Origin of the sequence: Streptomyces sp. NPDC048504 (genome assembly GCF_043200035.1) — a bacterium.
Lineage (GTDB): Bacteria > Actinomycetota > Actinomycetes > Streptomycetales > Streptomycetaceae > Streptomyces.
In genome coordinates this window covers 274,947-297,391 of record NZ_JBICXA010000012.1, presented here as the reverse complement: position 1 = coordinate 297,391, position 22,445 = coordinate 274,947, and the positions used below count along the sequence as shown (strand labels likewise).

The 22,445-nt window shown below is 69.3% G+C and carries 21 protein-coding genes and 1 pseudogene; 12 read left to right on the top strand and 10 right to left on the bottom strand.

Annotated features, from left to right (window positions below):
* Positions 1-20 precede the first annotated feature (20 nt).
* Positions 21-944, top strand: a complete 924-nt coding sequence (locus ACGFY9_RS29130; protein WP_393758987.1) for an expansin EXLX1 family cellulose-binding protein — start codon at positions 21-23, stop codon at positions 942-944.
* A gap of 10 nt (positions 945-954) precedes the next feature.
* On the opposite strand, the gene ACGFY9_RS29125 is transcribed toward ACGFY9_RS29130, so the two are convergent.
* Positions 955-1,848 (bottom strand): helix-turn-helix transcriptional regulator, encoded by an 894-nt coding sequence (locus ACGFY9_RS29125; protein WP_393758985.1) that lies wholly within the window; start codon positions 1,846-1,848, stop codon positions 955-957.
* A 90-nt stretch (positions 1,849-1,938) separates the two neighbouring features.
* Between ACGFY9_RS29125 and ACGFY9_RS29120 the strand changes: the two genes are divergently transcribed.
* Entirely contained in the window at positions 1,939-2,637 is a 699-nt protein-coding gene (locus ACGFY9_RS29120) for an SDR family NAD(P)-dependent oxidoreductase (protein ID WP_393758983.1), read from the top strand.
* Between the two features lie 157 nt (positions 2,638-2,794).
* Positions 2,795-4,573: an FAD-binding dehydrogenase gene (locus ACGFY9_RS29115; protein ID WP_393758981.1), complete on the top strand. Its 1,779-nt coding sequence runs from the start codon at positions 2,795-2,797 to the stop codon at positions 4,571-4,573.
* A gap of 71 nt (positions 4,574-4,644) precedes the next feature.
* Here ACGFY9_RS29115 and ACGFY9_RS29110 read toward each other — a convergent pair whose 3' ends face one another.
* Complete coding sequence (locus ACGFY9_RS29110; protein ID WP_393758979.1) at positions 4,645-5,301, bottom strand: maleylpyruvate isomerase N-terminal domain-containing protein; 657 nt, start codon at positions 5,299-5,301, stop codon at positions 4,645-4,647.
* A gap of 108 nt (positions 5,302-5,409) precedes the next feature.
* Here ACGFY9_RS29110 and ACGFY9_RS29105 point away from each other — a divergent pair, with 108 nt between their 5' ends.
* Positions 5,410-5,862, top strand: coding sequence for a MarR family winged helix-turn-helix transcriptional regulator (locus tag ACGFY9_RS29105; RefSeq protein WP_393758977.1), 453 nt, complete (start codon positions 5,410-5,412; stop codon positions 5,860-5,862).
* On the top strand, positions 5,862-6,794 hold the full coding sequence (locus tag ACGFY9_RS29100; RefSeq protein WP_393758975.1) for an NADP-dependent oxidoreductase: 933 nt from the start codon (positions 5,862-5,864) through the stop codon (positions 6,792-6,794). The genes ACGFY9_RS29105 and ACGFY9_RS29100 overlap by 1 nt, the downstream gene beginning before the upstream one ends.
* Before the next feature lie 12 nt (positions 6,795-6,806).
* Here the strand turns inward: ACGFY9_RS29100 and ACGFY9_RS29095 are convergent, their stop codons facing one another.
* Positions 6,807-7,769, bottom strand: a complete 963-nt coding sequence (locus tag ACGFY9_RS29095) for a GlxA family transcriptional regulator (RefSeq protein WP_393758973.1) — start codon at positions 7,767-7,769, stop codon at positions 6,807-6,809.
* A 112-nt stretch (positions 7,770-7,881) separates the two neighbouring features.
* On the opposite strand from ACGFY9_RS29095, the gene ACGFY9_RS29090 reads away from it, so the two are divergent.
* Positions 7,882-8,178, top strand: coding sequence for a putative quinol monooxygenase (locus ACGFY9_RS29090; RefSeq protein WP_393758971.1), 297 nt, complete (start codon positions 7,882-7,884; stop codon positions 8,176-8,178).
* A gap of 91 nt (positions 8,179-8,269) precedes the next feature.
* On the opposite strand, the gene eno is transcribed toward ACGFY9_RS29090, so the two are convergent.
* Complete coding sequence (gene eno, locus ACGFY9_RS29085) at positions 8,270-9,553, bottom strand: phosphopyruvate hydratase (protein WP_393758969.1); 1,284 nt, start codon at positions 9,551-9,553, stop codon at positions 8,270-8,272.
* Positions 9,554-9,653: 100 nt separating this feature from the next.
* Here eno and ACGFY9_RS29080 point away from each other — a divergent pair, with 100 nt between their 5' ends.
* Positions 9,654-10,520 (top strand): winged helix-turn-helix transcriptional regulator, encoded by an 867-nt coding sequence (locus ACGFY9_RS29080; RefSeq protein ID WP_393758967.1) that lies wholly within the window; start codon positions 9,654-9,656, stop codon positions 10,518-10,520.
* A 62-nt stretch (positions 10,521-10,582) separates the two neighbouring features.
* Here the strand turns inward: ACGFY9_RS29080 and ACGFY9_RS29075 are convergent, their stop codons facing one another.
* Both ACGFY9_RS29075 and ACGFY9_RS29070 read right to left on the bottom strand, forming a co-directional pair.
* The gene (locus ACGFY9_RS29075; protein WP_393758965.1) at positions 10,583-11,359 is read right to left on the bottom strand and encodes an SDR family oxidoreductase; all 777 of its coding nucleotides are present in this window, start codon (positions 11,357-11,359) and stop codon (positions 10,583-10,585) included.
* Positions 11,360-11,495: 136 nt separating this feature from the next.
* Positions 11,496-12,431, bottom strand: a complete 936-nt coding sequence (locus tag ACGFY9_RS29070; protein WP_393758963.1) for a hypothetical protein — start codon at positions 12,429-12,431, stop codon at positions 11,496-11,498.
* 135 nt (positions 12,432-12,566) lie between these two features.
* Here ACGFY9_RS29070 and ACGFY9_RS29065 point away from each other — a divergent pair, with 135 nt between their 5' ends.
* Positions 12,567-12,698 carry a hypothetical protein gene (locus ACGFY9_RS29065; protein WP_393758961.1) on the top strand — a complete coding sequence of 44 codons (132 nt, stop codon included), beginning with the start codon at positions 12,567-12,569 and terminating at the stop codon, positions 12,696-12,698.
* A 48-nt stretch (positions 12,699-12,746) separates the two neighbouring features.
* A pseudogene (locus ACGFY9_RS29060) lies at positions 12,747-13,040 on the top strand (phosphotransferase); the annotation flags it as partial.
* Positions 13,041-13,254: 214 nt separating this feature from the next.
* Here the strand turns inward: ACGFY9_RS29060 and ACGFY9_RS29055 are convergent.
* Complete coding sequence (locus ACGFY9_RS29055) at positions 13,255-14,436, bottom strand: permease (protein ID WP_393758959.1); 1,182 nt, start codon at positions 14,434-14,436, stop codon at positions 13,255-13,257.
* A 427-nt stretch (positions 14,437-14,863) separates the two neighbouring features.
* Between ACGFY9_RS29055 and ACGFY9_RS29050 the strand changes: the two genes are divergently transcribed.
* The 3 genes from ACGFY9_RS29050 to ACGFY9_RS29040 all read left to right on the top strand — a co-directional run bounded on the left by ACGFY9_RS29050 (position 14,864) and on the right by ACGFY9_RS29040 (position 17,926).
* Positions 14,864-15,949, top strand: a complete 1,086-nt coding sequence (locus ACGFY9_RS29050) for an ABC transporter substrate-binding protein (protein ID WP_393758957.1) — start codon at positions 14,864-14,866, stop codon at positions 15,947-15,949.
* A gap of 85 nt (positions 15,950-16,034) precedes the next feature.
* The gene (locus ACGFY9_RS29045; RefSeq protein ID WP_393758955.1) at positions 16,035-17,282 is read left to right on the top strand and encodes a sensor histidine kinase; all 1,248 of its coding nucleotides are present in this window, start codon (positions 16,035-16,037) and stop codon (positions 17,280-17,282) included.
* Positions 17,279-17,926, top strand: coding sequence for a response regulator (locus tag ACGFY9_RS29040; protein WP_393758953.1), 648 nt, complete (start codon positions 17,279-17,281; stop codon positions 17,924-17,926). Before ACGFY9_RS29045 ends, ACGFY9_RS29040 begins: the two co-directional genes overlap by 4 nt.
* Here the strand turns inward: ACGFY9_RS29040 and ACGFY9_RS29035 are convergent.
* From ACGFY9_RS29035 to ACGFY9_RS29025, 3 genes are all read right to left on the bottom strand, one after another.
* Positions 17,919-19,970 (bottom strand): beta-galactosidase, encoded by a 2,052-nt coding sequence (locus ACGFY9_RS29035; protein ID WP_393758951.1) that lies wholly within the window; start codon positions 19,968-19,970, stop codon positions 17,919-17,921. The genes ACGFY9_RS29040 and ACGFY9_RS29035 overlap by 8 nt on opposite strands.
* Positions 19,971-20,108: 138 nt before the next feature.
* On the bottom strand, positions 20,109-21,449 hold the full coding sequence (locus tag ACGFY9_RS29030) for an ABC transporter substrate-binding protein (protein WP_393758949.1): 1,341 nt from the start codon (positions 21,447-21,449) through the stop codon (positions 20,109-20,111).
* Between the two features lie 45 nt (positions 21,450-21,494).
* Entirely contained in the window at positions 21,495-22,445 is a 951-nt protein-coding gene (locus tag ACGFY9_RS29025) for a carbohydrate ABC transporter permease (protein ID WP_393758947.1), read from the bottom strand.

Sequence of the window (22,445 nt, the reverse complement as noted above, 5' to 3'; positions counted from 1 at the left end):
GCGGTCATCTAGGAGGTCCGGTGTCCAAGCGGTGGCTGTTCCTGTCGGCGGCCGCGGTGCTCATCGTCGTCTCCCTGGCCCTGGTGCTCCTGCCCGGCCAGAAGGGTGACGAGGACGTGAAGGCCGAGGCGGGAAGCGTCGCGGCCGAACCCTCCGCGACCAGCTCCAGCCCGGTGAACTCGCCCTCCGCGAGCGGTACTTCGACCGCCTCCGCACGGGCGACCGCCGCATCGAAGAAGCCGTCGGTGACCCCGTCCGCCCGCGCGACCACCAGGCCGGCCGCCACGGCGGCCACGAAGACCCGCCAACAGGTCTCCGGCACCGCTCCGTTGGCCGGACGTATCCGCCCCGGCGTCACCTACCGAGGAGTCGCCACCTTCTACGACGCGGACGGCGGTGGCTCCTGCCTGTACGACCCGAGCGGCGACGTCATGACCGGCGCGATGAACACCGCGGACTACGAGTCGTCCAAGGCGTGCGGGGCGTACGTGCTCGTGCACGCGGCCGGCGGCGCGACCATCACGGTCCGCATCACCAACGAATGCCCGGGCGACTGCGCCCCCGGCCAGATCGACCTCAGCGCACAGGCCTTCGCCAAACTCGCCGCCCCTTCGGCCGGCCGGATCCCGATCACCTGGAACCTGGCGAGCCCCAGCACCTCCGACAGGATCTCGATCCGCTACAAGACCGGTTCCACCCGCTACTGGTGCGGCATCCAGGCGATCGGCCACCGAAATCCCCTGGCCCGCCTCGAAGTCGCCGTAGGCAGCGGCTGGCGGCAGCTGGAGCGCACCGACTACAACTACTTCATCTCCGAGGACGGCAGCGGCTGCGGCGGCGCGCTCAGGCTCACCGACATCTACGGCGAACAACTCACCGTCCCCGCACTCGCGGTGCGAGCGAACGTCACGCAGCCCACGCACGTCCAGTTCGCCAAGCACTGACCCGCTGGAATCAGAGGGTGGGCACACGCAAGCTGTCACCGGCCATCGCCCGCCGCAACCCGGCCTCGTCCGAACTCCCGGGCGCGGCCGTCAAGATGACGATCTTCAGCTCGGAATCGCCGTCCGTCAGGACATCGCAGTCCACGTCCACGGGCCCGGCCTCGGGATGTTCGACCGTCTTGCGGTCCTCGCGGTGCGCGCCCACGGTGCCGCTCGCCCACAATCGGGCGAACGTCTCGTTGCCCGCGGTGAGTTGACGGATCAGCTTCGCCAGGCGGACGTCCTGCGGGAAGCGGCCGGTGGCGCGGCGCAGGTCGGACACGATCGCGAGGTCCGAGGCGGCACTGTTGCGCACCAGCACCGGCCATGAGGCGATGCGTACGTCCCGTACGTCGTCGCAGGAACCGGTCGGAAACCGCTCGCGCGCGAAGTTCCGCTGCTCGGGCGGCTTGTCCGACGGGTCGCCGAGCAGCGCCGCCCACCCGGGGTTCCACCAGATCAGCTGCCAGTCGGCGGCGAACACGGCGACGGCGACGTCCCCGAGCCGGTTCAGCACCCGGTGCACCCCCGACGGCAGGTGATCGGGAATCGGCTCGCCGTTCGGCGGGACCAGCCCGGCCATGCGGTAGAGGTGCTCCCGTTCCACGGCGGTCAGTTGGAGGGCCCGCGCGAGCGAGGCGACGACCTGGGCCGAAGGCGCCGTGGACCGTCCCTGCTCCAGTCGCACCACATAGTCCACCGATAGCCCGGCCCGCTCGGCGAGTTCCTCACGGCGCAGACCGGCCGCCCGCCGGGGCCGACCGGACGGCAGCCCCACGGCCGACGGGGACAACCGCTCCCGCCAGGCACGGATCGTCGCACCCAGCCCCAGATCGATCCCATCGTGCGTCGCCATGCCTTCCATCTTCCACCCGCAGCCCCTGGTCCTGGTAATGCCGTTCCTACGGTCGAGACGTCCCTGGCAACACACCCGCGCGGTGGGGACGATGGCCGCATGACCACCACGTTCATCACCGGAGCCAACAAGGGCCTCGGCCACGAGACAGCCCGCCGCCTCCTCGCCCTCGGCCACACCGTGATCGTCGGAGCGCGCGACGAGGAACGGGGTGCGGAGGCCGCCGCAGCGCTCGGCGCGCGGTTCGTCCGTATCGACGTCACCGACGACGCCTCCGTCGCCGCAGCGGCGGCCGACGTGGCCGCACACGAAGGTGTCCTCGACGTCCTGATCAACAACGCCGGTGTGCACGGCCCGCACGGCGATCCCACCGACCTGACGGGTGCCGACGCGCTCGGCGTCTTCGATGTCAACGTCTTCGGTGTGGTCCGGACGATCACGGCGTTCCTCCCGCTGCTGCGCCGCTCACCCGACCCGGTGATCATCAACGTCAGCAGCGGCATGGGCTCGCTCGCCATCACCCACGATCCGTCGCGGATCGAGTCCTCCGTCGTCGCGCCGCTGTACACCGCCTCCAAGGCGGCCCTCACCATGTTGACCACCCAATACGCCAAGGCGCTCAAGGACGTTCGCGTCAACGCCGCCGATCCCGGCTACACGGCGACCGACCTCAACGGCCACAGCGGCCCCCAGACCGTCACGGAGGGAACCGACGCGATCGTCCGGCTCGCGACAGAGGAACCGGGCGCGGGCTCGGGCCGCCTCATCGACCGCGACGGCCCGCTCGCCCTGGCCTGAACCGCACTCACCCTGTTCTGAACCCCACTCGCGCAACACGGCTGACACAGCTTGGTTTCCTTGGGTGCTACCGGCGGTAACAACTGTGGTGTCGCGGCACGTTCCACGTGTCGGGTACACCTCCCGCACCTCCCGTATCTGATCCGGAAGGCACCCCATGGAGAACTCGGCCCCCACCACGATCAGCAGACGAAGAGCCCTGACGGTGGTCGGCGGTGTCGCCGCCGGCGCCGCCCTCGCGGCGCACGCGGTACCGGCGTTCGCGGCCGGCACCTCGTCCGCGGACGCCATCGTCGTCGGCCACGGCCTCGCCGGTCTCGTCGCGACCGCCGAACTGGTCGCCGCGGGAAAGAAAGTGCTGCTCCTGGACCAGGAACCCGAGTCCAACCTCGGCGGCCAAGCGTTCTGGTCCTTCGGCGGACTGTTCCTGATCGACTCAGACGAGCAGCGGCTCATGGGCATCAAGGACTCCCAAGAGCTGGCGTGGCAGGACTGGTTGGGCACGGCCGGCTTCGACCGCGGCATCGACGACCCGACCGGCCAGGACTACTGGGCCCACAAGTGGGCCGAGGCGTATGTGGACTTCGCGGCCAACGAGAAGCGGTCCTGGCTCTACGGCCTCGGCATCCGCTGGTTCCCGATCGTCGGCTGGGCCGAGCGCGGCGGCGGCCTCGCCGACGGACACGGCAACTCGGTGCCCCGCTTCCACGTCACCTGGGGCACTGGTCCGGCCGTGGTCGAGCCGTTCGAGAAGCAGGTGCGGGCCGGGGTCGCCGGCGGCAAGGTGACCTTCAAGTTCCGGCACCGCGTCGACGAGATCGTCCGCACCAACGGCGCCGTGACCGGCGTGCGCGGCGCGATCCTCGAACCCAGCACCGCCCAGCGCGGCAAGGCCACCTCCCGCACCGTGGTGGGCGCCTTCGAACTCAACGCGCCTGTGGTGATCGTGACTTCGGGCGGCATAGGCGCCAACCACGATCTCGTACGGCAGAACTGGCCGGCCCGGCTGGGCAACCCGCCCAAGACCATGATCACCGGTGTGCCCGCGTACGTGGACGGCCGGATGCTCGGGATCACCGCGTCGGCGGGCGGCCGTATCGTCAACCCCGACCGGATGTGGCACTACACCGAGGGCCTCCGGAACTACGACCCGATCTGGCCCAACCACGGAATCCGTATCCTCCCGGGACCGTCGTCGATGTGGTTCGACGCCACCGGCAAGCGGTTCTCCGCCCCCGACATGCCGGGCTACGACACCCTCCACACGCTGGGCTCGATCACCGCCGGCGGATACGACTACTCGTGGTTCGTCACCACGAGCAAGATCATCGCGAAGGAATTCGCGCTCTCCGGCTCGGAGCAGAACCCGGACCTCACCAACAAGGACATCCTGATGCTCCTCTCGCGCATCTGGCAGACGCCGGAGCCGATCGAGAAGTTCAGGAAGAACGGCGTCGACTTCATCACCGCCACCACCCTCTCCGAACTCGTTCTGGGAATGAACAAGTTGACCGGCGACGGACTGATCAAACTTTCCGACCTGCAACGGCAGATCGAGGCCAGGGACCGCGAGATCGACAACCCGTACTCGAAGGACGCCCAGGTGATGGGCATCCGCAACGCCCTTTCCTGCACTGGGGATTCACTCAGCCGCACGGCCGCGATCCACAAGATCCTCGACCCGAGCGCCGGACCCCTGATCGCCGTCCGCCTCAACATCCTCACCCGCAAGACCCTCGGCGGGTTGCAGACCGACCTCTCGGGCCGCGTTCTGGACGCCACCGGCACGCCAATTCCCGGTCTGTACGCGGCCGGTGAGGTCTCCGGCTTCGGTGGCGGGGGAGTTCACGGCTACCGCTCGATGGAGGGCACCTTCCTTGGCGGCTGTCTGTTCTCCGGCCGTCAGGCGGGCCGCGCGGCGGCTGCCGCGATCTGAGTGCCACGGCCGCTCGCCGCCCCCTCGGCAACTCGGCCGACCTCGGGCCGAGTTGCCGAGGGGGAGCGGGACTATCCCAGGACGAGCGGCAACTTGTCGTCCAGTGAGCCAAGTTGAGCTTTCTCCTCGTCGGTCGGAGGGCGCCGGCCGGTGCCGACGAGCAGTGCGGCCGTGTCGGAGAACGATGACGGGAACGCGGACCCGGCGATCCTCTCCAGCAACTCCCGTGCCTCGGCGAGCACTTCAGTCGACGGACCCGCCGAGTCCGGGAGATGTGCGACCAGGTCGAGGTGGTGCAGGGCCCACTCAAGGACGTACGCGGAGAGGTAGTCGCCTGCGGTGAGAACCTCGTCCCGCGTGCTCACCCGTAGGTCAGGGTCGGCGAGCCGGGCGGCGCGGCCCGCGGCCGAACCCACGTCGTCCAGATGGAACTTGAGCAGCCAGGGCTCCTCGTACGCGGCGGCCAGCCGCACGATCAGCGCGTCGAGCGGGTCGTCGCCGGTGGGCGGTCTCTGGGCGACGGTCCAGTAGGTCACCGCGTCGCGGGTCGGTTCCGTGTAGGCGGGCGTCACGAGGGTGATCAGGACGTCCTGGGCGTCGATGACAAGATGACAGACCAGGTCCCGCACCAGCCACCCCGCACAGCCCGACGGCCGCGCGAAGTCCTCGTCCGAGAGGTCTGCCGCCGCCGCGAGGAGCGCGGTCCAGGAACGTGAGAAGAGATCCACGTCGGCAAGCTAGTGCGATCCTGATCACGCGAGACCATCAGTAGCCAACGAGATGCATTAGCTCTAATATGATTAGAGCTAATGCATCTCGTTGGAAGGATCACGCCCGTGGACCTGCGGCAGCTCTTCGACGACCTGGTGCGCTTCGAGACCGACCTGTGGAACGGGATCGACGCCCGGCTCCGGCAGGAGTGCGCGGTGACCCTGGGCGGTCTGAACGTGATGCTCGTCGTGGAGCGCGAGGGTTCCTGCCGGGTGAACGACATAGCCGCCGCCCTCTCGATCACGGTCGGCGGCGCGAGTCAGGCCGTCGACCGGCTGGAGAAGCTCGGCCACTGCACCCGGCGCCCCCACCCCGCCGACCGCCGCTCCTCGATCGTCGAACTGACGGCGGCCGGACGGGAGTTGCTGGCGGAGTCCGGCCCCGTGTTCGACCGTGAACTCGCGGCACGGCTGGCCGGCCCGCTCCCCGACACGGCGCTCGGCCACCTGGCCAACGCGCTCGCCGTACTCCGTGCCTCCACTCCACCCAGCCCAACACCCCTGACAAAGGAGACCTGATGAGCACCACCCAAGCGCGAGCAGTGCGCTTCGACGAGTACGGCGACCGTGACGTCCTCCGCGTCACCGAGGTGCCGATGCCCCAACCCGCCGCAGGAGAAGTCCTCGTGGAGGTCCGGGCGGCCGGCATCAACCCCGGCGAGGCGGCCATCCGCTCGGGCGCGATGCACGAGCGGTTCCCCGCGACCTTCCCGTCCGGCCAGGGCAGCGACCTCGCCGGAGTCGTCACCGAACTCGGCGCGGGAGTCACCGACTTCGGCCTCGGCGACGAGGTCCTCGGCTTCTCCTGGCAGCGCTCCAGCCAGGCCACCCACGTCGTCGTACCGGTGTCGCAGCTCATCCTCAAGCCGGCTGCCCTGAGTTGGGAGGTGGCCGGCGCCCTCTATGTCGTCGGCTGCACCGCGTGGGCCGCCGTCGAAGCGGTGGCCCCCAAGCCCGGCGAGACCGTCGCCGTCTCGGCCGCCGCCGGCGGCGTGGGTACCGTCGTCGTCCAACTCCTCGCCGCACGGGGCGCGCACGTCCTCGGCATCGCCTCGCCCGCCAACGCCGACTGGCTCACCGCCCACGGCGCGACCCCGGTCCCATACGGCGACCGGCTCGCCGATGCGCTCACTGCCGCGGCGCCCGGCGGGATCGACGCGTTCATCGACCTCTTCGGCCCCCAGTACGTCCAACTCGCCGTGGAACTAGGCATTTCCAGGGACCGGATCGAGACGATCATCTCGTTCCAGAAGGCACAGGAACTCGGCACCAAGAGCGCGGGCAGCGCAGACGCCTCCACCCGCGAGGTCCTCACCGAGATGGCCGACCTCGTCGCCTCCGGCCGTATCGAGATCCCGGTCGCCGCGACCTATCCGCTCGACGGCGTCCGTGACGCGTTCGCCGAACTGGAGAAGCGTCACACGCGCGGAAAGATCGTGCTCATCCCCTGAAGCGACCTGGCATCACTTGCCGCCGCGCAGCGCCGATGTCGTCTTCCCCGTGCGCTCGCGGAGGAGCACCCGCAAGGTGTTGGGGTGCTCGTAGCCGACCTTCCTGGAGATGGTCTCCAGGGAGAGGCCGGTGGTGCGCAGGAGATGTGACGCGCGTTCGATCCGCAGGTCCTGGACGAAACGGATGGGAGACGTCCCGACCGTGCGCCGCACGGCACGCTGCAGGGTCCGTTCGCTGACGCCGACGGCCTTGGCCGCCTCAGGGATGCTGATGGGCTCGGCCAGATGCTCACGGGTCCAGACCTCGAAGGCCGCGACGGTGGGATCGCTCTGGGCCAGCGCGCCGGGAATCGTGTACGCCGCCTGCGACGGGCGTTCGTCGACCACGAGGTAACGGGCGACCAGGTCGGCGAGCGCGGGGCTGCCGGCCCGGACGATTGCCAGCGCGAGATCGACGTGGCCGAAGGCCGCGCCGGCGGTGGTGATGCCCTCGCAGTCGATGACCATCCGGCTGTGGTCGAGCTGGACCTTGGGATACCGGTTCCGGAAGGCAGGCGACAGCCACCAGGTCGTCGTGGCGCGCAGCCCGTCCAGCACGCCCGCCTCGGCCAGCAGGAAGGTGCCCGCGCACGCCGAGGCAATGGGCGTACCGCGCCGGCGAGTTCGGGTGATCAGCTCGCGGACGGGCCGGGACGCGTCGCCGCCGACATGGTCGAGCAGCGCCGAGGGATCGCTCTCCCCGAGTGCCGGTACGACCAGGAGGTCGGCGGTATCGGCGACGTCGAGCGGCTCGGGCGCCACGAGGAGGCCGGCACCCGTCCGTACCTGTGGAGCCGGGCCGACCAGGGTCACGTTCCAGGTGGGCGAGGACTCGTGGATCTGCCCGCCCAGCGCGTTGGCGTTGCTCAGCACATCGAGGATGGCCGAGAGACCCGAGTCGAACAACCCGTCGTAGACGACGACCGCTACACGCATGGCGGAAACAGTATCAACCGTGTCGTTTCTGCCGCTGATGTGATCACCAGGCGCCGCCATAGGTTCGTTGTGCGCCGGAAGCCCGGCGGTTCGTATGCGAGGAGTGGTCACAGTGAAGGTCGGTCTGTTGGTACGTATCGAGGCCAAGCCGGAGTACGCCGACGAGGTGGAGGCCATGCTGCGCGGCGCCCAGGAGTTGGCCGAGCGGGAAGAGGGCACGGTGGCGTGGTTCGCGTTCCGCGAGAGCGCCACCACCTTCGGGGTGTTCGACACCTTCGAGGACGAGCAGGGACGCCAGGCCCACCTGGCGGGGCGGATCGCCGCCGCGCTGGGGGAGGCCGCGCAGACGAAGCTCAGCGCGCCACCGGTGATCGCCCCGGTCGACCTGCTGGGGACCAAGGTCTCCTGACCGCGGCCGGCCCGCGCCGCGGCGGCGTGCCTCCCGGAGCGTTCTCCGTCATCGAGGCACAGCCCACCACCTGACCGCCGACGTCGAGAGTTCAGCGGCGCAGCCCCAGCGCGTCGCGCCCCGCGTACCGTGCCTCGTCGCCCAAGTCCTCCTCGATACGGACGAGTTGGTTGTACTTGGCGGTGCGGTCGGACCGGGACAGTGAACCGGTCTTGATCTGGCCGCAGCCGGTGGCGACGGCGAGGTCGGCGATGGTGGTGTCCTCGGTCTCGCCGGAGCGATGGGACATGACGACGGTGTAGCCGGCACGGTGGGCCGTCGCGACGGTGGCCAGGGTCTCGGTGAGGGTGCCGATCTGATTGACCTTCACCAGGATCGAGTTGGCGATCCCGTCCCGGATCCCGGCGCTCAACAGCGCCTCGTTGGTGCAGAAGACGTCGTCGCCGGTCAGCTGGCAGCGCTCGCTGAGCCGGGCGGTGAGCGCCTGCCAGCCGTCGTGGTCGTCCTCGGCCATCGGGTCCTCGATCGACGCGATCGGGTAGCGGTCGACCAACTCGGCCAGGTAGTCGGCGTGTTGGGCGGGCGTACGGCGGACACCCTCGCCCCTGTAGTCGTAGACGCCGTCGTGGAAGAACTCGGACGTGGCCGGGTCCATGACGAGGGTGATGTCGGTGCCGGGCTTGTAACCGGTCTTCTCGATGGCGTGGACGACGAAGTCGAGGGCCTCGTCGGCGGTGCGCAGATCGGGGGCGAAGCCGCCCTCGTCGCCGACGTTCACGCCGTGGCCGGCGGCGATCAGATCGCGGCGCAGGGTGTGGAAGACCTCGGAGCCCATCCGGACGGCCTCGGCGAAGGTGGCCGCACCGATGGGCGCGATCATGAACTCCTGGAAGTCGAGCGGATTGTCGGCGTGCGCGCCGCCGTTGACGATATTCATCATCGGCACCGGCAGCAGGCGGGCGTCGACACCGCCGATGTAGCGGTACAGCGGCAGCCGATGGGCGGCCGCGGCCGCCTTGGCGGTGGCCAGGGAGACGCCGAGCAGGGCGTTGGCCCCGAGCCGCGACTTGCTGTCCGTACCGTCCAGTTCGATCATGGTCCGGTCCACGGCGGCCTGGTTCTCGGCGTCGAGTCCGATCACGGCGTCCGCGATGCTCTCGTTGACGGCGTCGACGGCGCGCCGAACTCCCTTGCCGTGGAAGCGGGTCGGGTCGCCGTCGCGTAGTTCGACCGCTTCCCGGGCGCCGGTGGAGGCGCCCGACGGTACGGCGGCCCGGCCGAGCGAGCCGTCCTTGAGTTCGACGTCCACCTCGACGGTGGGATTGCCCCGGCTGTCGATGATCTCGCGTGCGACGACCCGGCTGATGGCGGTCACGGTGCAACTCCTCACGCAGGGCCCGCGTCTCGGATATCGGCGGGCAGTAAGTTCCACTGAGAAACAAAGTGAGTCCTGAAAGAGAACCTACTATGGGCGCATGAGGATGCACAACGCCGACGAGACCTGCGGCATCGCCCAGGCCGCCGTGGTTCTGGGGGACTGGTGGACCGTTCTGATCCTGCGGGAGATCGCCCGTGGCCACGTCCGCTTCGACGCGCTGGCCGCCGAGATCGGCCTGTCCCGCAACGTCCTCACCGAGCGGCTGGGCCGACTCGTCTCCCAAGGCGTCCTGCGCCGCAGGCTCTACCAACGACGTCCGGTGCGCTACGAGTACATACTCACCGATGCCGGACTCGCCCTGCTCCCGCTCCTCGTCGCCATGCAGGACTGGGGCGACCGATGGGTGCTCGGCGACGGAAGCCTCACCGCCACGGCTGCCGGTGACAGCGCCGAGCACGCTCGTGTGCACGCGCTGGCCGGCACCCGCGTACCCGAAGACCTCCAACTCCCGGGCACGCAGGGCACCGACCTGCCCGTGGTCTCGCCGGACGCCGCCGCGACCGTGCTGTTCGCCTACCCCGGTACGGGAGTCGACTGGGACGAGCGGATCCCCGGGGTGGCGGGTTGCACCCTGGAGAACCGCCTCTTCCGGGACGCCTGGCCTGACTTCCGCCGGGCGGGCTTGGACGTACGGGGCATCAGCACCCAACTCCCGCACGAACAAGCGGAGTTCGCCCGCGCCGAGGAGATCCCGTACCCGCTCCTCTCCGACGCCCACCACCAACTGGGCGCGGCCCTACGACTCCCGACCTTCCGAGGTGCCGGGCGCCTCCGCCACAAACGCCTGATTTTGATCGTCGACGCCGAACGGACCGTACGGCACACGCTGTTCCCGGTCGACGACATCCCGCATGCCGTCGAGCAGAGCCTGCGGCTGGCTGGGGATTGCGCACGTACGGCTTGAGGCGGGTGAGCGTGAGGGGGAGTCCGGCTGGGGCCGTCAGACGATGGGCCGCCCCAGTGCTGCTACGCGAACCCGCCGTTGCTCATGAGGAGTTGGCCGTTGATCCACTGGCCTTCCGGTGAGCAGAGGAAGTCGACGAGGTGGGCGGTGTCCTGCGGGGTGCCGAGGCGGTTGAGCGGCGTCCGCCGAAGCACGCCCCCTCGTCCCTCGTCGGTCATCCAACCGGTGTCCACCGGCCCCGGGTTGATGACGTTGGCGGTGATGCCGAGGTCGGCGAGTTCGTGCGCGGCGGCCAGGGTGATGCGGTCCAGGGCGCCCTTGCTGGCGCCGTAGGGGAGGTTGCCCACGGTGTGATCGCTGGTGAGGGCGATGATCCGGCCGCTGCCCGGGGTCGCGGCGAACCGTCGGCCGTACTCGCGGATCAGCAGCCAGGTCGCGCGGGCGTTGACCGCGAAGTGCCGGTCGAAGCTCTCGACCGTGGTGTCGAGCAGGCCGGAGTCGACGGACTCGCAGTGGCACATCACCAGGGCCGTGACACCGCCCAGTCCGCGTTCGACCTCGTCGAAGACACGGGCCGGGCTGTCCGGGTCGGCGAGGTCCGCCTCGACTGCCGTGGTGGCGGCGCCGTGTTGGGTGAGGGTGTCGGTGATGGCAGAGGCCGCGCCGGACTCGGGGCCCCAGGCCATGCGTTCGTCGTAAGGAGACCAGTAGGTGAAGGCGATGTCCCAGCCGGAGGCCGCGAGTTGACGTGCGATACCCGCCCCGATGCCGACGGTCCGGCCTACTCCGGTGATCAGGGCGAGCGGGCGGGGAGACGATTGGACGGGGTTCGTCATCATGGTCGGAGATCGTTCATGACCGGGGTTGGATCGGCAACTGCCTTTTGCATAGGGCTGCTTCTTGTGCGGTAGCGGCTGTCGGATGTCCCCGCCGAGCAGCTCTCGACACTCGCGACGTTCCGTCCGGCGCGGTGGTTCAGGCCTCGATGCGAAGCCAGATGTCGCCGGCGCGAAGCCACAGAAACCCGTCGCTCCCCTGACCACAGCGCAGGACAACGCGTCCTGGCACTCGGGTCTTGTCCCGCTCGGTCACGGTCCAGGTGTCGCCGAGCAGCTCGGCCCGGACGACTTCGGTCATCGGCTCGTTGTGGTCGCGTTTGGTCAGGACCGCCCGATCGCCGCGTACGGCGAATCCGTCCGGTTGGGGCACAGGGCTGGGCCAGCTCGTCACCTCGCCAGTGGAGGGGGTGATCCGAGTGAGGAACGTGCCGCCACGACGGGTGCCGGAGTACCAGATCAGCCACACCCGGTCGCCCTCGGTGGCGGCGGTGCAACCATGCAACGGCCTGTCGGGGAGGCGGCCTTCAGGTGCCCAGATCGCTTCCCCTGCGGCACTCCAGCCGGCAAGCCCGGCCGACGACTCCGGATGCCCTCCGTAGATGCCCTCGTCGCCGTGGGCCGTCCAGATCGATCCGGTGTGGTCGGTCACCAAAGCCGGGATGTCGTCGCCGATGCAGAAGGAGTTCTGCTGCTCGCCGCTCGTCAGGGAGAACACGGCGGCGTTCGGCTCCCACGAACCGGTGTCCTCCTGGCGTGTGCGACCGCCGGCGACGAGGAGCCGAGAGTCCGGGAGTAGGGCGATGTGACTGGGCCAGACCCGCACATCCTTGATCGGCCGGCGTCGAACTGATCCGTCAGCCTGCCGGATCACCAGCACCCCGTCGAACGGCAGCTTCGGGCCCCATCCCACCCAGCCCTTGATGTAGTGGATCCGGTGCAGGTACTTCCGATGAACCAGCAGAATGGCGAGTTCTCCTGCCGGACCGACGGTCCACCACAGAGGGCGTCGCCCTGCCCAGAGATCGACGACAGACGGTGCCCACACCCTCTCCATCTCGACGACCGCCGACATCGCATCCCCCGTTTTTTCGACCGCGGCACGGTAACAGGCCGTCCACGTAAGCTACTTGATCGACCATCCGCCTTCGCCGGCACGCGAGGAGATTCGCATGTCCGCCGACCCCGCCCGTACTTCGACGAAGGGGATGTGGAGGCGGAGGAGCAGGAGTTGACCGGCGGCGGCACCGCACGTGTCTTCCGCGTCGCTGAGACCGTACGGAAGCCGGTCATGCCCTGGGCCCTCGCCGTGCAGCGCCTGTTGGACCACCTCGAACGCTAGGGCTTCGAAGGCGCTCCCGCCCCGCACGGCACCGACGAACAGGGTCGGATGATCCTGACGTACCTGAGGGGCTACGTCGCCAACTACCCGCTGACCGAGGCGATTCGCACCAGCCAGGCGCTCACCACCTCGGCCCGCCTCCTGCGCCGCTATCACGACGCGACCACCGACCTGGCCCAACGCCCCGGCGTTGACTGGCAGTTCAACGCGCTCGCGCCGGTCGAAGTGATCTGTCACGGCGACTTCGCCCCGTACAACTGCGTCTTCACCGGCGAAAGGGCCGTAGGGATCATCGACTTCGACGCCGCCCGCCCGGGCCCCCGCGCGTGGGACCTCGCGTACTCCCTCTACCGCTACGCCCCGGTCACCCACCCCGACAACCACGACGGCTGGGGCACGACCGAGCAACAGGCGACCGCGGACTTCCTGCAGGACGCGGCCGCCGGCGGTGACGAGAACTTCCAACGGCACATCGAGGAGGGCCAACTCGCCCTGTACGTACGGGACATCGACTACGTCCGCGACCACGCCGAGGTCTGGTCACGGCTCGTCGTTTCTAGTGGTGATGGTGCTCATGGCCCCCGTGCGCGTGTTCCTGCTCGCCCTGGTCCGGTGAGCCGCCCATCATCCGCAGCATGGCCGGGCCGCCGCTGCGCAGGAACCGTACGACCAGACTCGCGGCCAGCAGCAGGAAGACGATGTTGAGCCAGGTCGTGTAGTTCCAGGTGATCCCGTTGTCGGGGATCTTGGCGTCTGCCTGGTCCGGGATGAGCCCCAGGCCGCCGAAGGCGAACTCGACGATGTACCCGGCGACGGCCATCGCCGTGAAGAAGGTGACGAGGAGGAAGCCGGCCATCCGGGCGCCGTAGTACTTCCGGTAGATGTTCAGGATCGGCAGGATCAGCAGGTCGGCGTAGATGAAGGCGATCACCCCGCCGAAGCTGATGCCGCCCTTCCACAGCACCACCGCGAGCGGCACGTTGCCGATCGAGCAGACGAAGGTCGCGATGGCCACCAACGGTCCGACGAGCGGTCCGACCAGCTTCGCGGCGAGGGGATGGTCCGCGAGGAAGAACGTGTGCCAGAAGCTGTCCGGCACCCAGGCGGCGATCGCGCCCGCGATCAGCAGCCCGGCCACCAGGTCGCGCAGGATCGCGGCCCACTCCATCACGAAGATGTGCGCGACGGACGTGAACCCGGCCCGCGAGAACAGCCGACGGACGAAGCTCCCCTCGCCCCCGATCGACATGTCCATCGCCGCATGCCCCTCCATGGAACCGGCCAGCCCGCGCTCCGCCTGTTCCCGCGCCCGGTCCAGCAAACGCTGCCGCAGGAAGAGACGGAACAGCACCGCGAGGACGACGATCATGATCGGTCCGCCGACGAACTCCGCGGCGGTGAACTGCCAGCCCATCAACAGGGCCAGGATCACGCCGAGTTCGACGACGAGATTGGTGGAGGCGATCTCGAACGCCATGGCCGCGGTGAAGTTCGCGCCCTTGCGGAACAGGGAACGGGCGAGCGCGACGGCCGCGTACGAACAGGACGACGAGGCCGCGCCGAGCCCGGCGGACAGGGCGAGCGTGCGCGGCCGGTCGTCACCGAGCAGCCGTACGACCGTCGACCGACGCACCACCGCCTGCACCACGGCGGAGAGCGTGAACCCGAGGATCAGCGCCCAGGTGACCTCCCAGGTCATCGAACCGGCAATGGACAACGCGTGCCCGATCGCTCCCATGAAACCGCCCCTCTCCGGTGTGTGCCTGGCAGGACTATACCCCTAGGGGGTATCAAGTGCGCGTGACGGGGCCCATCCGGTGGGGGTTGTCGGGTGCGGGTACGGGGCCCACGAACAGTACCGGCGGGGTTGGTTGCGGAGGCCTGCTCGTCCGCGTGCTCCGCAGCCGAAACCTGAGCCGAAGGCCGGCGGCAAGAGGCCGTTCAACCGATCGGTTGAACGCGACTTCAACCCCTCGCACACTCCTCGCTCCGTACGGACGACGCGAACGGCCCCCGGGCGGCAGAAGAATCACGGATGACCATGGCGCCGGGCTTCCGCCGACGCAGCTCATGGCTTCAAGCCCCCCTCAGAGAGGCCCCCCAGAGTGTCCAGTTTTCTCAGTAGGCGACGTGTCCTTGCCGGTGGAGCCGGTGCCGCCCTCGGGATGAGTGTGCTCGGTGCCGCGGCCACGCCCGCCGTAGCCGCGTCGGGCGGGCGGTCCTCCCGGAGTGGTTCCGGCGCGGAGGAGACCCGAACGCTCGACGAGCTGTACAGGGCCGCTCTGGCGGACGGCGGCAAGTTGGTGATCTATGCCGGGGGTGACACGCCGACCCAGCAGGATGCCACCAAGGCGGCCTTCAAGAAGCGTTTCCCCGCCATGGATCTGACGCTGATCGTCGACTACAGCAAGTACCACGACGTGCGCGTGGACAACCAGTTCGCGACCGACACCCTGGTGCCCGATGTCGTACAGCTCCAGACGCTGCAGGACTTCACGCGCTGGAAGGAGCAGGGACGGCTGCTGCCCTACAGGCCGGCCGGGTTCTCGAAGGTCTACGACAAGTTCAAGGACCCGCAGGGCGCCTGGGTCGCCATCGGCGCGGTCGCCTTCAGCTTCCTGTACGACGTCGCCGCGGCCGGTGCGGATGCCCCCAAGACCCCCCTCGACCTGATCGACCCCAAGTGGAAGGGGAAGATCGCCTCGTCCTACCCGCACGACGACGACGCGTCCCTCTACCTCTACTCGCTGTACGCGCAGCGCTACGGCTGGGACTGGGTGGCCGCGCTCGCCGGACAGGACGTGCGGTTCGCCCGGGGCAGCAACTCCCCGGGAGACGCGGTCCGCGGCGGGCAGAAGGCGATCGGCGTCGCCACATCGGGCTCGCTGGTCTCCACGTCTCCCGTGAAGTGGGTCGTTCCCGACAGCGCCCCCTTCATGGCCTGGGGCCAGCGCGCCGCGATCCTGAAGCAGGCCAAGAACCAGACGGCCGCCAAGCTCTACCTCAACTGGCAGCTGTCCGACGCTCAGCAGGGGGCGTCCTTCAACGGCTGGTCGGTGCGGACCGACACCACGCTCCCGGCGGGACTGAAGCCTCTCTGGGAGTACCCGAACGCGAACATCGACGGCTTCCCCCGCTTTATGGCCGACCGCGCGGGGGTCGAGCGCTGGAAGCAGACCTTCGCCCTCTACTTCGGCGAGGTCAAGGGTGATCCCTCGCCGGGCTGGCTGGGGCTGCACCCGGGGGCGTGACGGGTCCCACTGTTCACACCGGTCATACAGGTGGTCGATAGACTCGGGGGCCCTGTCCGGATCATGTGGCCCAAGGGGATCCGCCGTGTCCGCTCGCACTCCGCTGACCGCTCGCGGCAGTCGGCTCACCCTGGAGCATGTCTCCCATCTCTCGCTGTTCCTCGTCGTCGGGGCGGGCTTCGTCCGGCTCGCCCTCATCGACGTCCCGTTGTGCTGGTACATCGTGAGCCTCAGCGGGGCGCTGGCCCTGGTGTATGCCGGAGGGCTGACGTGGTGGGACCGGCTCGGGGTGCTCGGCAGGCGCGCCTGGATTCCCGTACTGATCCTGCTGTGGACGTGGCTGACCTTCCTCACCCCGGCGCCGCTCACCACCGCCTACGTGTGGTGCGCCGTTCCGCTCGCCTGCGCCGCGTTGCGCGTGCTCGGCCGGCGGGCCGCCGTGGTGACGGTGACCGTGATCACCGTCGTGCTCGTCGGGTCGCTCGTGCGGTCCACGGGCCGGTTCGACCCCGAGGTCGCGCTGGTCCCCGTCGCGGCGGTGTGGGCGACCGTCGCCCTCTACCGGACGCAGCAGCGGGACGCGGTCGTACGGCAGCGGCTCGTCGAGGAACTGCGCGACACCCGGGACACGTTGGCCAAGCAACAGCGTCAGGCCGGTGTGCTCGCGGAGCGCACCCGTATCGCCCGCGACCTGCACGACACCCTGGCCCAGGAACTCGCCGGCAGCGTCATGCTGTTGCAGGTGGCCGAGCGGGACTGGGACGAGCGGCCGGACGTGGCACGCACCCGCGTCCGTGCCGTGGCCGACGGCCTGGGCGCGAACCTGACGGAGACCCGGAGGATGATCCGCGATCTCACTCCCGCCGCTGTCGCCGAGGCGGGCCTGGAGGACGCGCTGCGGCTGCTGTGCGCCCGGTCGCGCACGGAAGGCGCCGGGGCGCGGGTCCAGTTCCGCGCGGTGGGCGCGTATCAGCCGGTCCTCGACGAGCACACGGCCACCACTCTCTTCCGCGTCGCCCAGAGCACGCTGGCGAACGTACGCGAACACGCCCGCGCGGCAAGCGTGTTGGTCACCTACCGGCGACACCGGGACCGGGTGGAACTCGAAGTGAGCGACGACGGGCTGGGCTTCGACCCATCCGCGGCCTTCGCGGCCGGTGCCCGCGCGGACCGCGGCTTCGGACTGCCCGCGGCCAGGGCGCGACTGCGCGAATGCGGCGGAGACCTCGACGTGAGCAGCGTGCCGGGGCGGGGGACCAGGGTCCGCGCCACGGTGTCCGCCCCACCCCGGATCCAGCCGGTCGCGCCTCTCACCGCGGCGAGCACCGCATGACCACCGCCTCGCTCCGCCTCCTGATCGCGGACGACCATGCCGTCGTACGGGCCGGACTGCATGCCCTGCTCGACGGCGAACCCGATCTCGACGTGGTCGCCGAGGCCGGCAGTGGTGAGGAAGCCGTGCGCCTGGCAACCCGGTTGACGCCCGATGTCGCGCTGATGGATCTGCGGTTCGCCGGGGCGGGGAGCGGGATCGACGGTGTCGAGGCCGTACGGAGACTCGCCCAGCGGGCGCCGGGCGTGGCCGTCGTCATGCTGACCAGCTATGCCGGACGGGCCGATATCGTACGGGCGTTGGAGGCGGGCGCCCGCGGATATGTGCTCAAGGCGGGGCCGCCGGAGGAACTGTTCCAGGCCGTCCGTACGGCCGTCGGCGGCTCGGTCGGGCTGGCCTCGGAGGTCGTGGGCGAACTCGTGGGCCAAGTGGTCAGCCCCGCCCAGGAGTTGACCCAGCGCGAGGTCGAGGTCGTCCGGCTGATGGCGGAGGGCCGCAGCAACCGGGCCATCGCCGAGGCGTTGTTCCTCAGCGAGGCCACGGTCAAGACCCATCTCGTGCGGATCTACCGCAAGTTCAAGGTCGACAACCGCGCGGCGGCCGTGTCGGAGGCCGTCCGCCGCGGGCTGCTCGAACTCACCTGACGGGCTGGCTCACTACGGCGACCTCCCTGGGGGAGAGCACGGGGAAACCGTCCTCGCCCGCGCTGCCGACCAGCAGTTCCCCGGACAGTCCGGTCAACGGCACTGTCCCGTCGGTCCGGTTGACCAGGAACAGATAGCGGCTCTCGGCGTTCCGGCGCACGGTCAGCTCGACACTGCCCCTTGCCGCGTGCGGGAGTTCACTGCCGACACCGGCGGGCGCGAGCAGCTCGGGGAGCAGACCGGCGAGGCCCTCGCGGCCCAGTCGCGTGGAGACGTAGGCGGCGGAACCTCCGCCCACCGTACGGCGGGTGACGGCAGGGCGGCCGGCGTACGTGCCGCTGCTGTAATGGGCCAGCACCTCCACCTCGGGGTCGGTCACCGTGATCCGGTCGGTCCACAGGGAGCCGGTGGCCGTGCCGTCGAGGTCCAGCTCGACCGAGTCGCCGTCGAGCAGCGGGCCGAACTCCTCGATGCGGATGCCCAACAGGTCGCGCAGGGCGCCCGGGTAGCCGCCGAGCCAGATGTGGTCGTTCTCGTCGACGACACCGGAGAAGTACGTGGAGACCAGGTGGCCGCCCTGCTCGACGTACCGCGTGAGTTCCTTGGAGAGGGCCGCCGGGATCATGTGCAGGACCGGCGTGATCACCACGTCGTAGCGGTCGAGGGCGGTCTGCGCCGTGACGATGTCGGCGCGGACGCCGAGGTCGAGGAGGGCGGAGTACCAGTCGAGCGCTTCCTGGCGGTAGTCGAGCCGGTCGGTGGGGTGCGAGTCCTGCTCGCTGGCCCACCAGGACTCCCAGTCGAAGACGATGCCGACCCGGGCCGTCTCGCGGTCCGACCCGGCGACGGGGGCCAACGTCCGCAGTGTGCGGCCGAGTTCGGCCACCGCGCGGAAGACCTCGCTGTCGGCTCCGGCGTGCGGGACCATCGCGGAGTGGTACTTCTCGGCGCCGGCCGCGGACTGGCGCCACTGGAAGTAGCAGACGGCGTCGGCGCCGTGGGCGACGTGCAGCAGCGAGTCACGGGCCAGGTCGCCCGGGCGCTTCGCCACGTTGACGGGCTGCCAGTTGACGGCGCTGGTGGAGTGCTCCATCAGGAACCACGGACGACCGGCGGAGATGCCGCTGACGAGGTTCGCGGAGAAGGACAGCTCGTCCCGGTCCTGCGAACCGGGCAGCACATAGTGGTCGTTGGAGACGAAGTCGATCTCGGCGGCCCAGTCGGCGTAGTTCATGCCCTTGGTGTTGCCCATCACCATGAAGTTCGTGGTGACCGGAACGTCCGGGGTGATCTCGCGCAACAGGTCGCGCTCCGCGCGGAGATGGTCCTTGAGCGCGTCGGAGGAGAAGCGCTTGAAGTCGAGCTGCTGGGTGGGGTTCGGGAAGGAGGCGGCCAGCCGGGGCGGCAGTATCTGCTCCCAGTCGCTGTACCGCTGGGACCAGAAGGCCGTGCCCCAGGCCTGGTTGAGCGTGTCGATCGTCGTGTAGCGGGCGCGCAGCCAGTCGCGGAAGGCGCGGGCCGCGTCGTCGGAGTAGTCGTAGACGTTGTGGCAGCCCAGCTCGTTCGAGACGTGCCAGGCGACCAGCGCGGGGTGGTCCGCGTACCGCTCGGCCAACTTCCGTACCAGGCGCAGCGCGTGCTCGCGGAAGACGGGTGAGGTGGGGCGCCAGTGCTGGCGGCCTCCCGGCCACAGGGTCTCGCCGGCGGCGGTCACCGGGAGGATCTCCGGGTGCTCCGTGCTGAGCCACGGCGGCGGGGACGCGGTGGCGGTGGCCAGGTCGACGCCGATGCCGCCCGCGTGCAGCAGGTCCATGACCTCGTCGAGCCAGCCGAAGTCCCATTCGTCCCGGGCGGGTTGGATGCGGGCCCAGGAGAAGATCCCCACGGAGACGATGTTGACGCCGGCCTCGCGCATCAGCCGGATGTCCTCGTCCCACACCTCCCGAGGCCACTGCTCCGGGTTGTAGTCGGCGCCGTAGGCGAGGCGGGGGGTGGCGTCACCGTCCGGCCCGTGCCGCAACTGGGACAGGAGGGTGGAGATCATGATGGTCCTTCCGGTTACTGCACAGGCGGTACGAGATGCGTGGTGGATTCCGGGCGGGCCGCCGCTGAGCGACTGCTGCTCAGCGGCGGCTCCCGAGGTGGTGCCGGCTGCTTCTTCGAGCCGGTTACTTCGAGCGGGTCACTTGTTGACCGTGAAGCCCTGCTCGTTGCCGTACTTGACCGAGGCGTCCTGCCAGCTCTTCAGGCCCTGGGCCAGCGTGGTGCCCGAGATGTAGGCCTTGCCGACGGTGTCGTTGAAGATCGAGTTGGCGTACTGCTGGAAGGGCAGGTACGACCAGTCGGAAGCGACCTCGGACGCGGACTGGGCGAAGATCTTGTTGGCCTGCTGCCCGCCGAAGTACGGGAACGTCTTGTTCTGGAACGCCGCGGACTGCTGCTCGGCCTTGGTGGCCGGGAAGGCGCCCTCGTTCACGCGGGTCTGGATGCCGGCGCCGGCGTTGGCGTACTGGACGAACGCGTAGGCGAGTTCCTTGTTCTTGCCCAGGGTGGGCAGGGTGAGGGAGCTGCCGCCGTTCTCCGCGCTGGCCTTGCCGCCCGCGGTCCACTGCGGCATCGGGGCCGCGCGCCAGTCACCGGAGGCACCGGCGACACCGCTGACGAAGTTGGCGGGCATCCAGGCACCGGTGGTCAGGGTGGCGATGGTGCCGTCACCGAGGCCCTTGTACCAGTCGTCGGTCCAGCCGTTGATCGGCGAGAGGAGCTTCTCGTCGATCAGCTTCTGCCAGGTAGCCGTGTACTTCTTGGCGCCCGCGTCCTCGAAGTTGACGGTCACCTTGGTGCCGTCGACCTTGTAGGGGCGCGAACCGGCCTGCCACAGCATGCTGGTGGTGAAGCCCGCGTCACCGGCGTCGTTGGCGATGTACGCCTTCGGGTCGGCCTTGTGCAGCTTGCGGGCCGCGACGACGTACTCGTCCCACGTGGTGGGGACGGCGATCTTGTACTTGTCGAAGACCTTCTTGTTGTAGAACATCGCCATCGGGCCCGAGTCCATCGGCAGGCCGTAGACCTTGGAGCCGTCGCTCACCGCGTTCCACGGACCGGCCGTGTACTTGGAGGCCAGCTTGTCGGCGCCGTAGGGCGTCAGGTCGGTCAGGCCCTTGGTGAGGGAGTACTGGCTCAGCGCGAAGTACTCGACCTGGGCGACGTCGGGAACGCCCTTGCCGGCCGCGATCGCGTTCGACAGCGCGGTGTAGTGCTTGTCGCCGGACCGGTCGCTGACCAGGTTGATCTTGACCTTCGGGTACTTCTTCTCGAAGTCCGCGGCGACCGTCTTCAGCGTGGGCTCCCAGGCCCAGACCGTGACCGAGCCACCCTTCTTCAGGGCCGCCTGGATGTCCGACGCGGAGACTGCCTTGCTGCTGGAGCCGCTGTCGTCCGAGCTGCCGCAAGCGGTCGCTCCCAGGGAGAGGACGGAGAGGACGGCGAGGCCGCGCAGCAGGCGGCTGGTGGTTCTGCGCATGGAGGTGCTTCCACTTCTTCGTGGGTGGGACTACTTGAGGGTGGGTTATTCCTTGACGCTTCCGGCGGCGAGCCCGGACTGCCAGTACTTCTGCAGCAGCAGGAACGCGGCGATCAGCGGCACGATGGTGAGCAGCGAACCCGTGATCACCAGGTTGAAGATGACGTCACCACCGATCGTCTGGGCCTGGGAGTTCCAGGCGTCCAGTCCCAGGGTCAGGGGGTACCAGTCCGGGTTCTTGATCATGATGAGCGGCAGGAAGTAGTTGTTCCACGTCGCGACCGTGGTGAACAGCAGCACCGTCACGACACCGGGGGCGAGCAGCGGCAGCGAGACCTGGAAGAAGGTGCGGATCTCGCCCGCTCCGTCGATCCGCGCGGCTTCGAGGAGTTCGACCGGGATGGCCTCGGTGGCGAACACCCACATCAGATACAGGCCGAACGGCGAGACCAGCGAGGGGATGATCACCGCCCACGGGGTGTCCGTCAGGCCCATCTTGCTGAACATCAGGAAGGTCGGCACCGCGAGGGCCGTACCCGGGACGGCGACCGCGCCGATGACCACGGCGAAGATGGCGCGCTTCCCCGGGAAGTTGAACTTCGCCAGCGCGTAGCCGCCGAGGATCGACAGGAAGGTGGCACCGCCGGCGCCGAGTACGACGTACAGCAGGGTGTTGAGCAGCCAGCGGCCGAAGATGCCGTCGTGGTAGGTGAACGTGTCGTGGATGTTGGACCAGAGGGCGAAGTGGTGGGCGAACCACAGGCCGTTGGAGTCGGAGAGTCCCTGCTGCGTCTTGGTCGCGTTGATGACCAGCCACAGCAGCGGCACCACGGTGTAGACCAGGATCAGACCGGTGAGCACGGTCAGCAGCACGCTGCGCTTGGGGCGCCCGGGGGAGTGCTTCTTGCGCGGGGTGCGCAGTCGGGGCGCGCCCTTGTGGCCGCCGCCGGACGGCGCGGATGCGGAGGGAGAGGCGGTGGTGACGGGGGTGCTCAT

Coding starts and splice junctions, on each gene's coding strand:
- ACGFY9_RS29120 (WP_393758983.1), top strand. CDS start 1,939: ATGACCACCACGTTCATCACCGGAGCCAACAAGGGCCTCGGCCACGAG.
- ACGFY9_RS29030 (WP_393758949.1), bottom strand. CDS start 21,449: ATGCGCAGAACCACCAGCCGCCTGCTGCGCGGCCTCGCCGTCCTCTCC.
- ACGFY9_RS29040 (WP_393758953.1), top strand. CDS start 17,279: ATGACCACCGCCTCGCTCCGCCTCCTGATCGCGGACGACCATGCCGTC.
- ACGFY9_RS29080 (WP_393758967.1), top strand. CDS start 9,654: ATGAGGATGCACAACGCCGACGAGACCTGCGGCATCGCCCAGGCCGCC.
- ACGFY9_RS29095 (WP_393758973.1), bottom strand. CDS start 7,769: ATGCGTGTAGCGGTCGTCGTCTACGACGGGTTGTTCGACTCGGGTCTC.
- ACGFY9_RS29115 (WP_393758981.1), top strand. CDS start 2,795: ATGGAGAACTCGGCCCCCACCACGATCAGCAGACGAAGAGCCCTGACG.
- ACGFY9_RS29050 (WP_393758957.1), top strand. CDS start 14,864: ATGAGTGTGCTCGGTGCCGCGGCCACGCCCGCCGTAGCCGCGTCGGGC.
- ACGFY9_RS29125 (WP_393758985.1), bottom strand. CDS start 1,848: ATGGAAGGCATGGCGACGCACGATGGGATCGATCTGGGGCTGGGTGCG.
- ACGFY9_RS29075 (WP_393758965.1), bottom strand. CDS start 11,359: ATGATGACGAACCCCGTCCAATCGTCTCCCCGCCCGCTCGCCCTGATC.
- ACGFY9_RS29025 (WP_393758947.1), bottom strand. CDS start 22,445: ATGAGCACCCCCGTCACCACCGCCTCTCCCTCCGCATCCGCGCCGTCC.
- ACGFY9_RS29055 (WP_393758959.1), bottom strand. CDS start 14,436: ATGGGAGCGATCGGGCACGCGTTGTCCATTGCCGGTTCGATGACCTGG.
- ACGFY9_RS29035 (WP_393758951.1), bottom strand. CDS start 19,970: ATGATCTCCACCCTCCTGTCCCAGTTGCGGCACGGGCCGGACGGTGAC.
- ACGFY9_RS29070 (WP_393758963.1), bottom strand. CDS start 12,431: ATGTCGGCGGTCGTCGAGATGGAGAGGGTGTGGGCACCGTCTGTCGTC.
- ACGFY9_RS29100 (WP_393758975.1), top strand. CDS start 5,862: ATGAGCACCACCCAAGCGCGAGCAGTGCGCTTCGACGAGTACGGCGAC.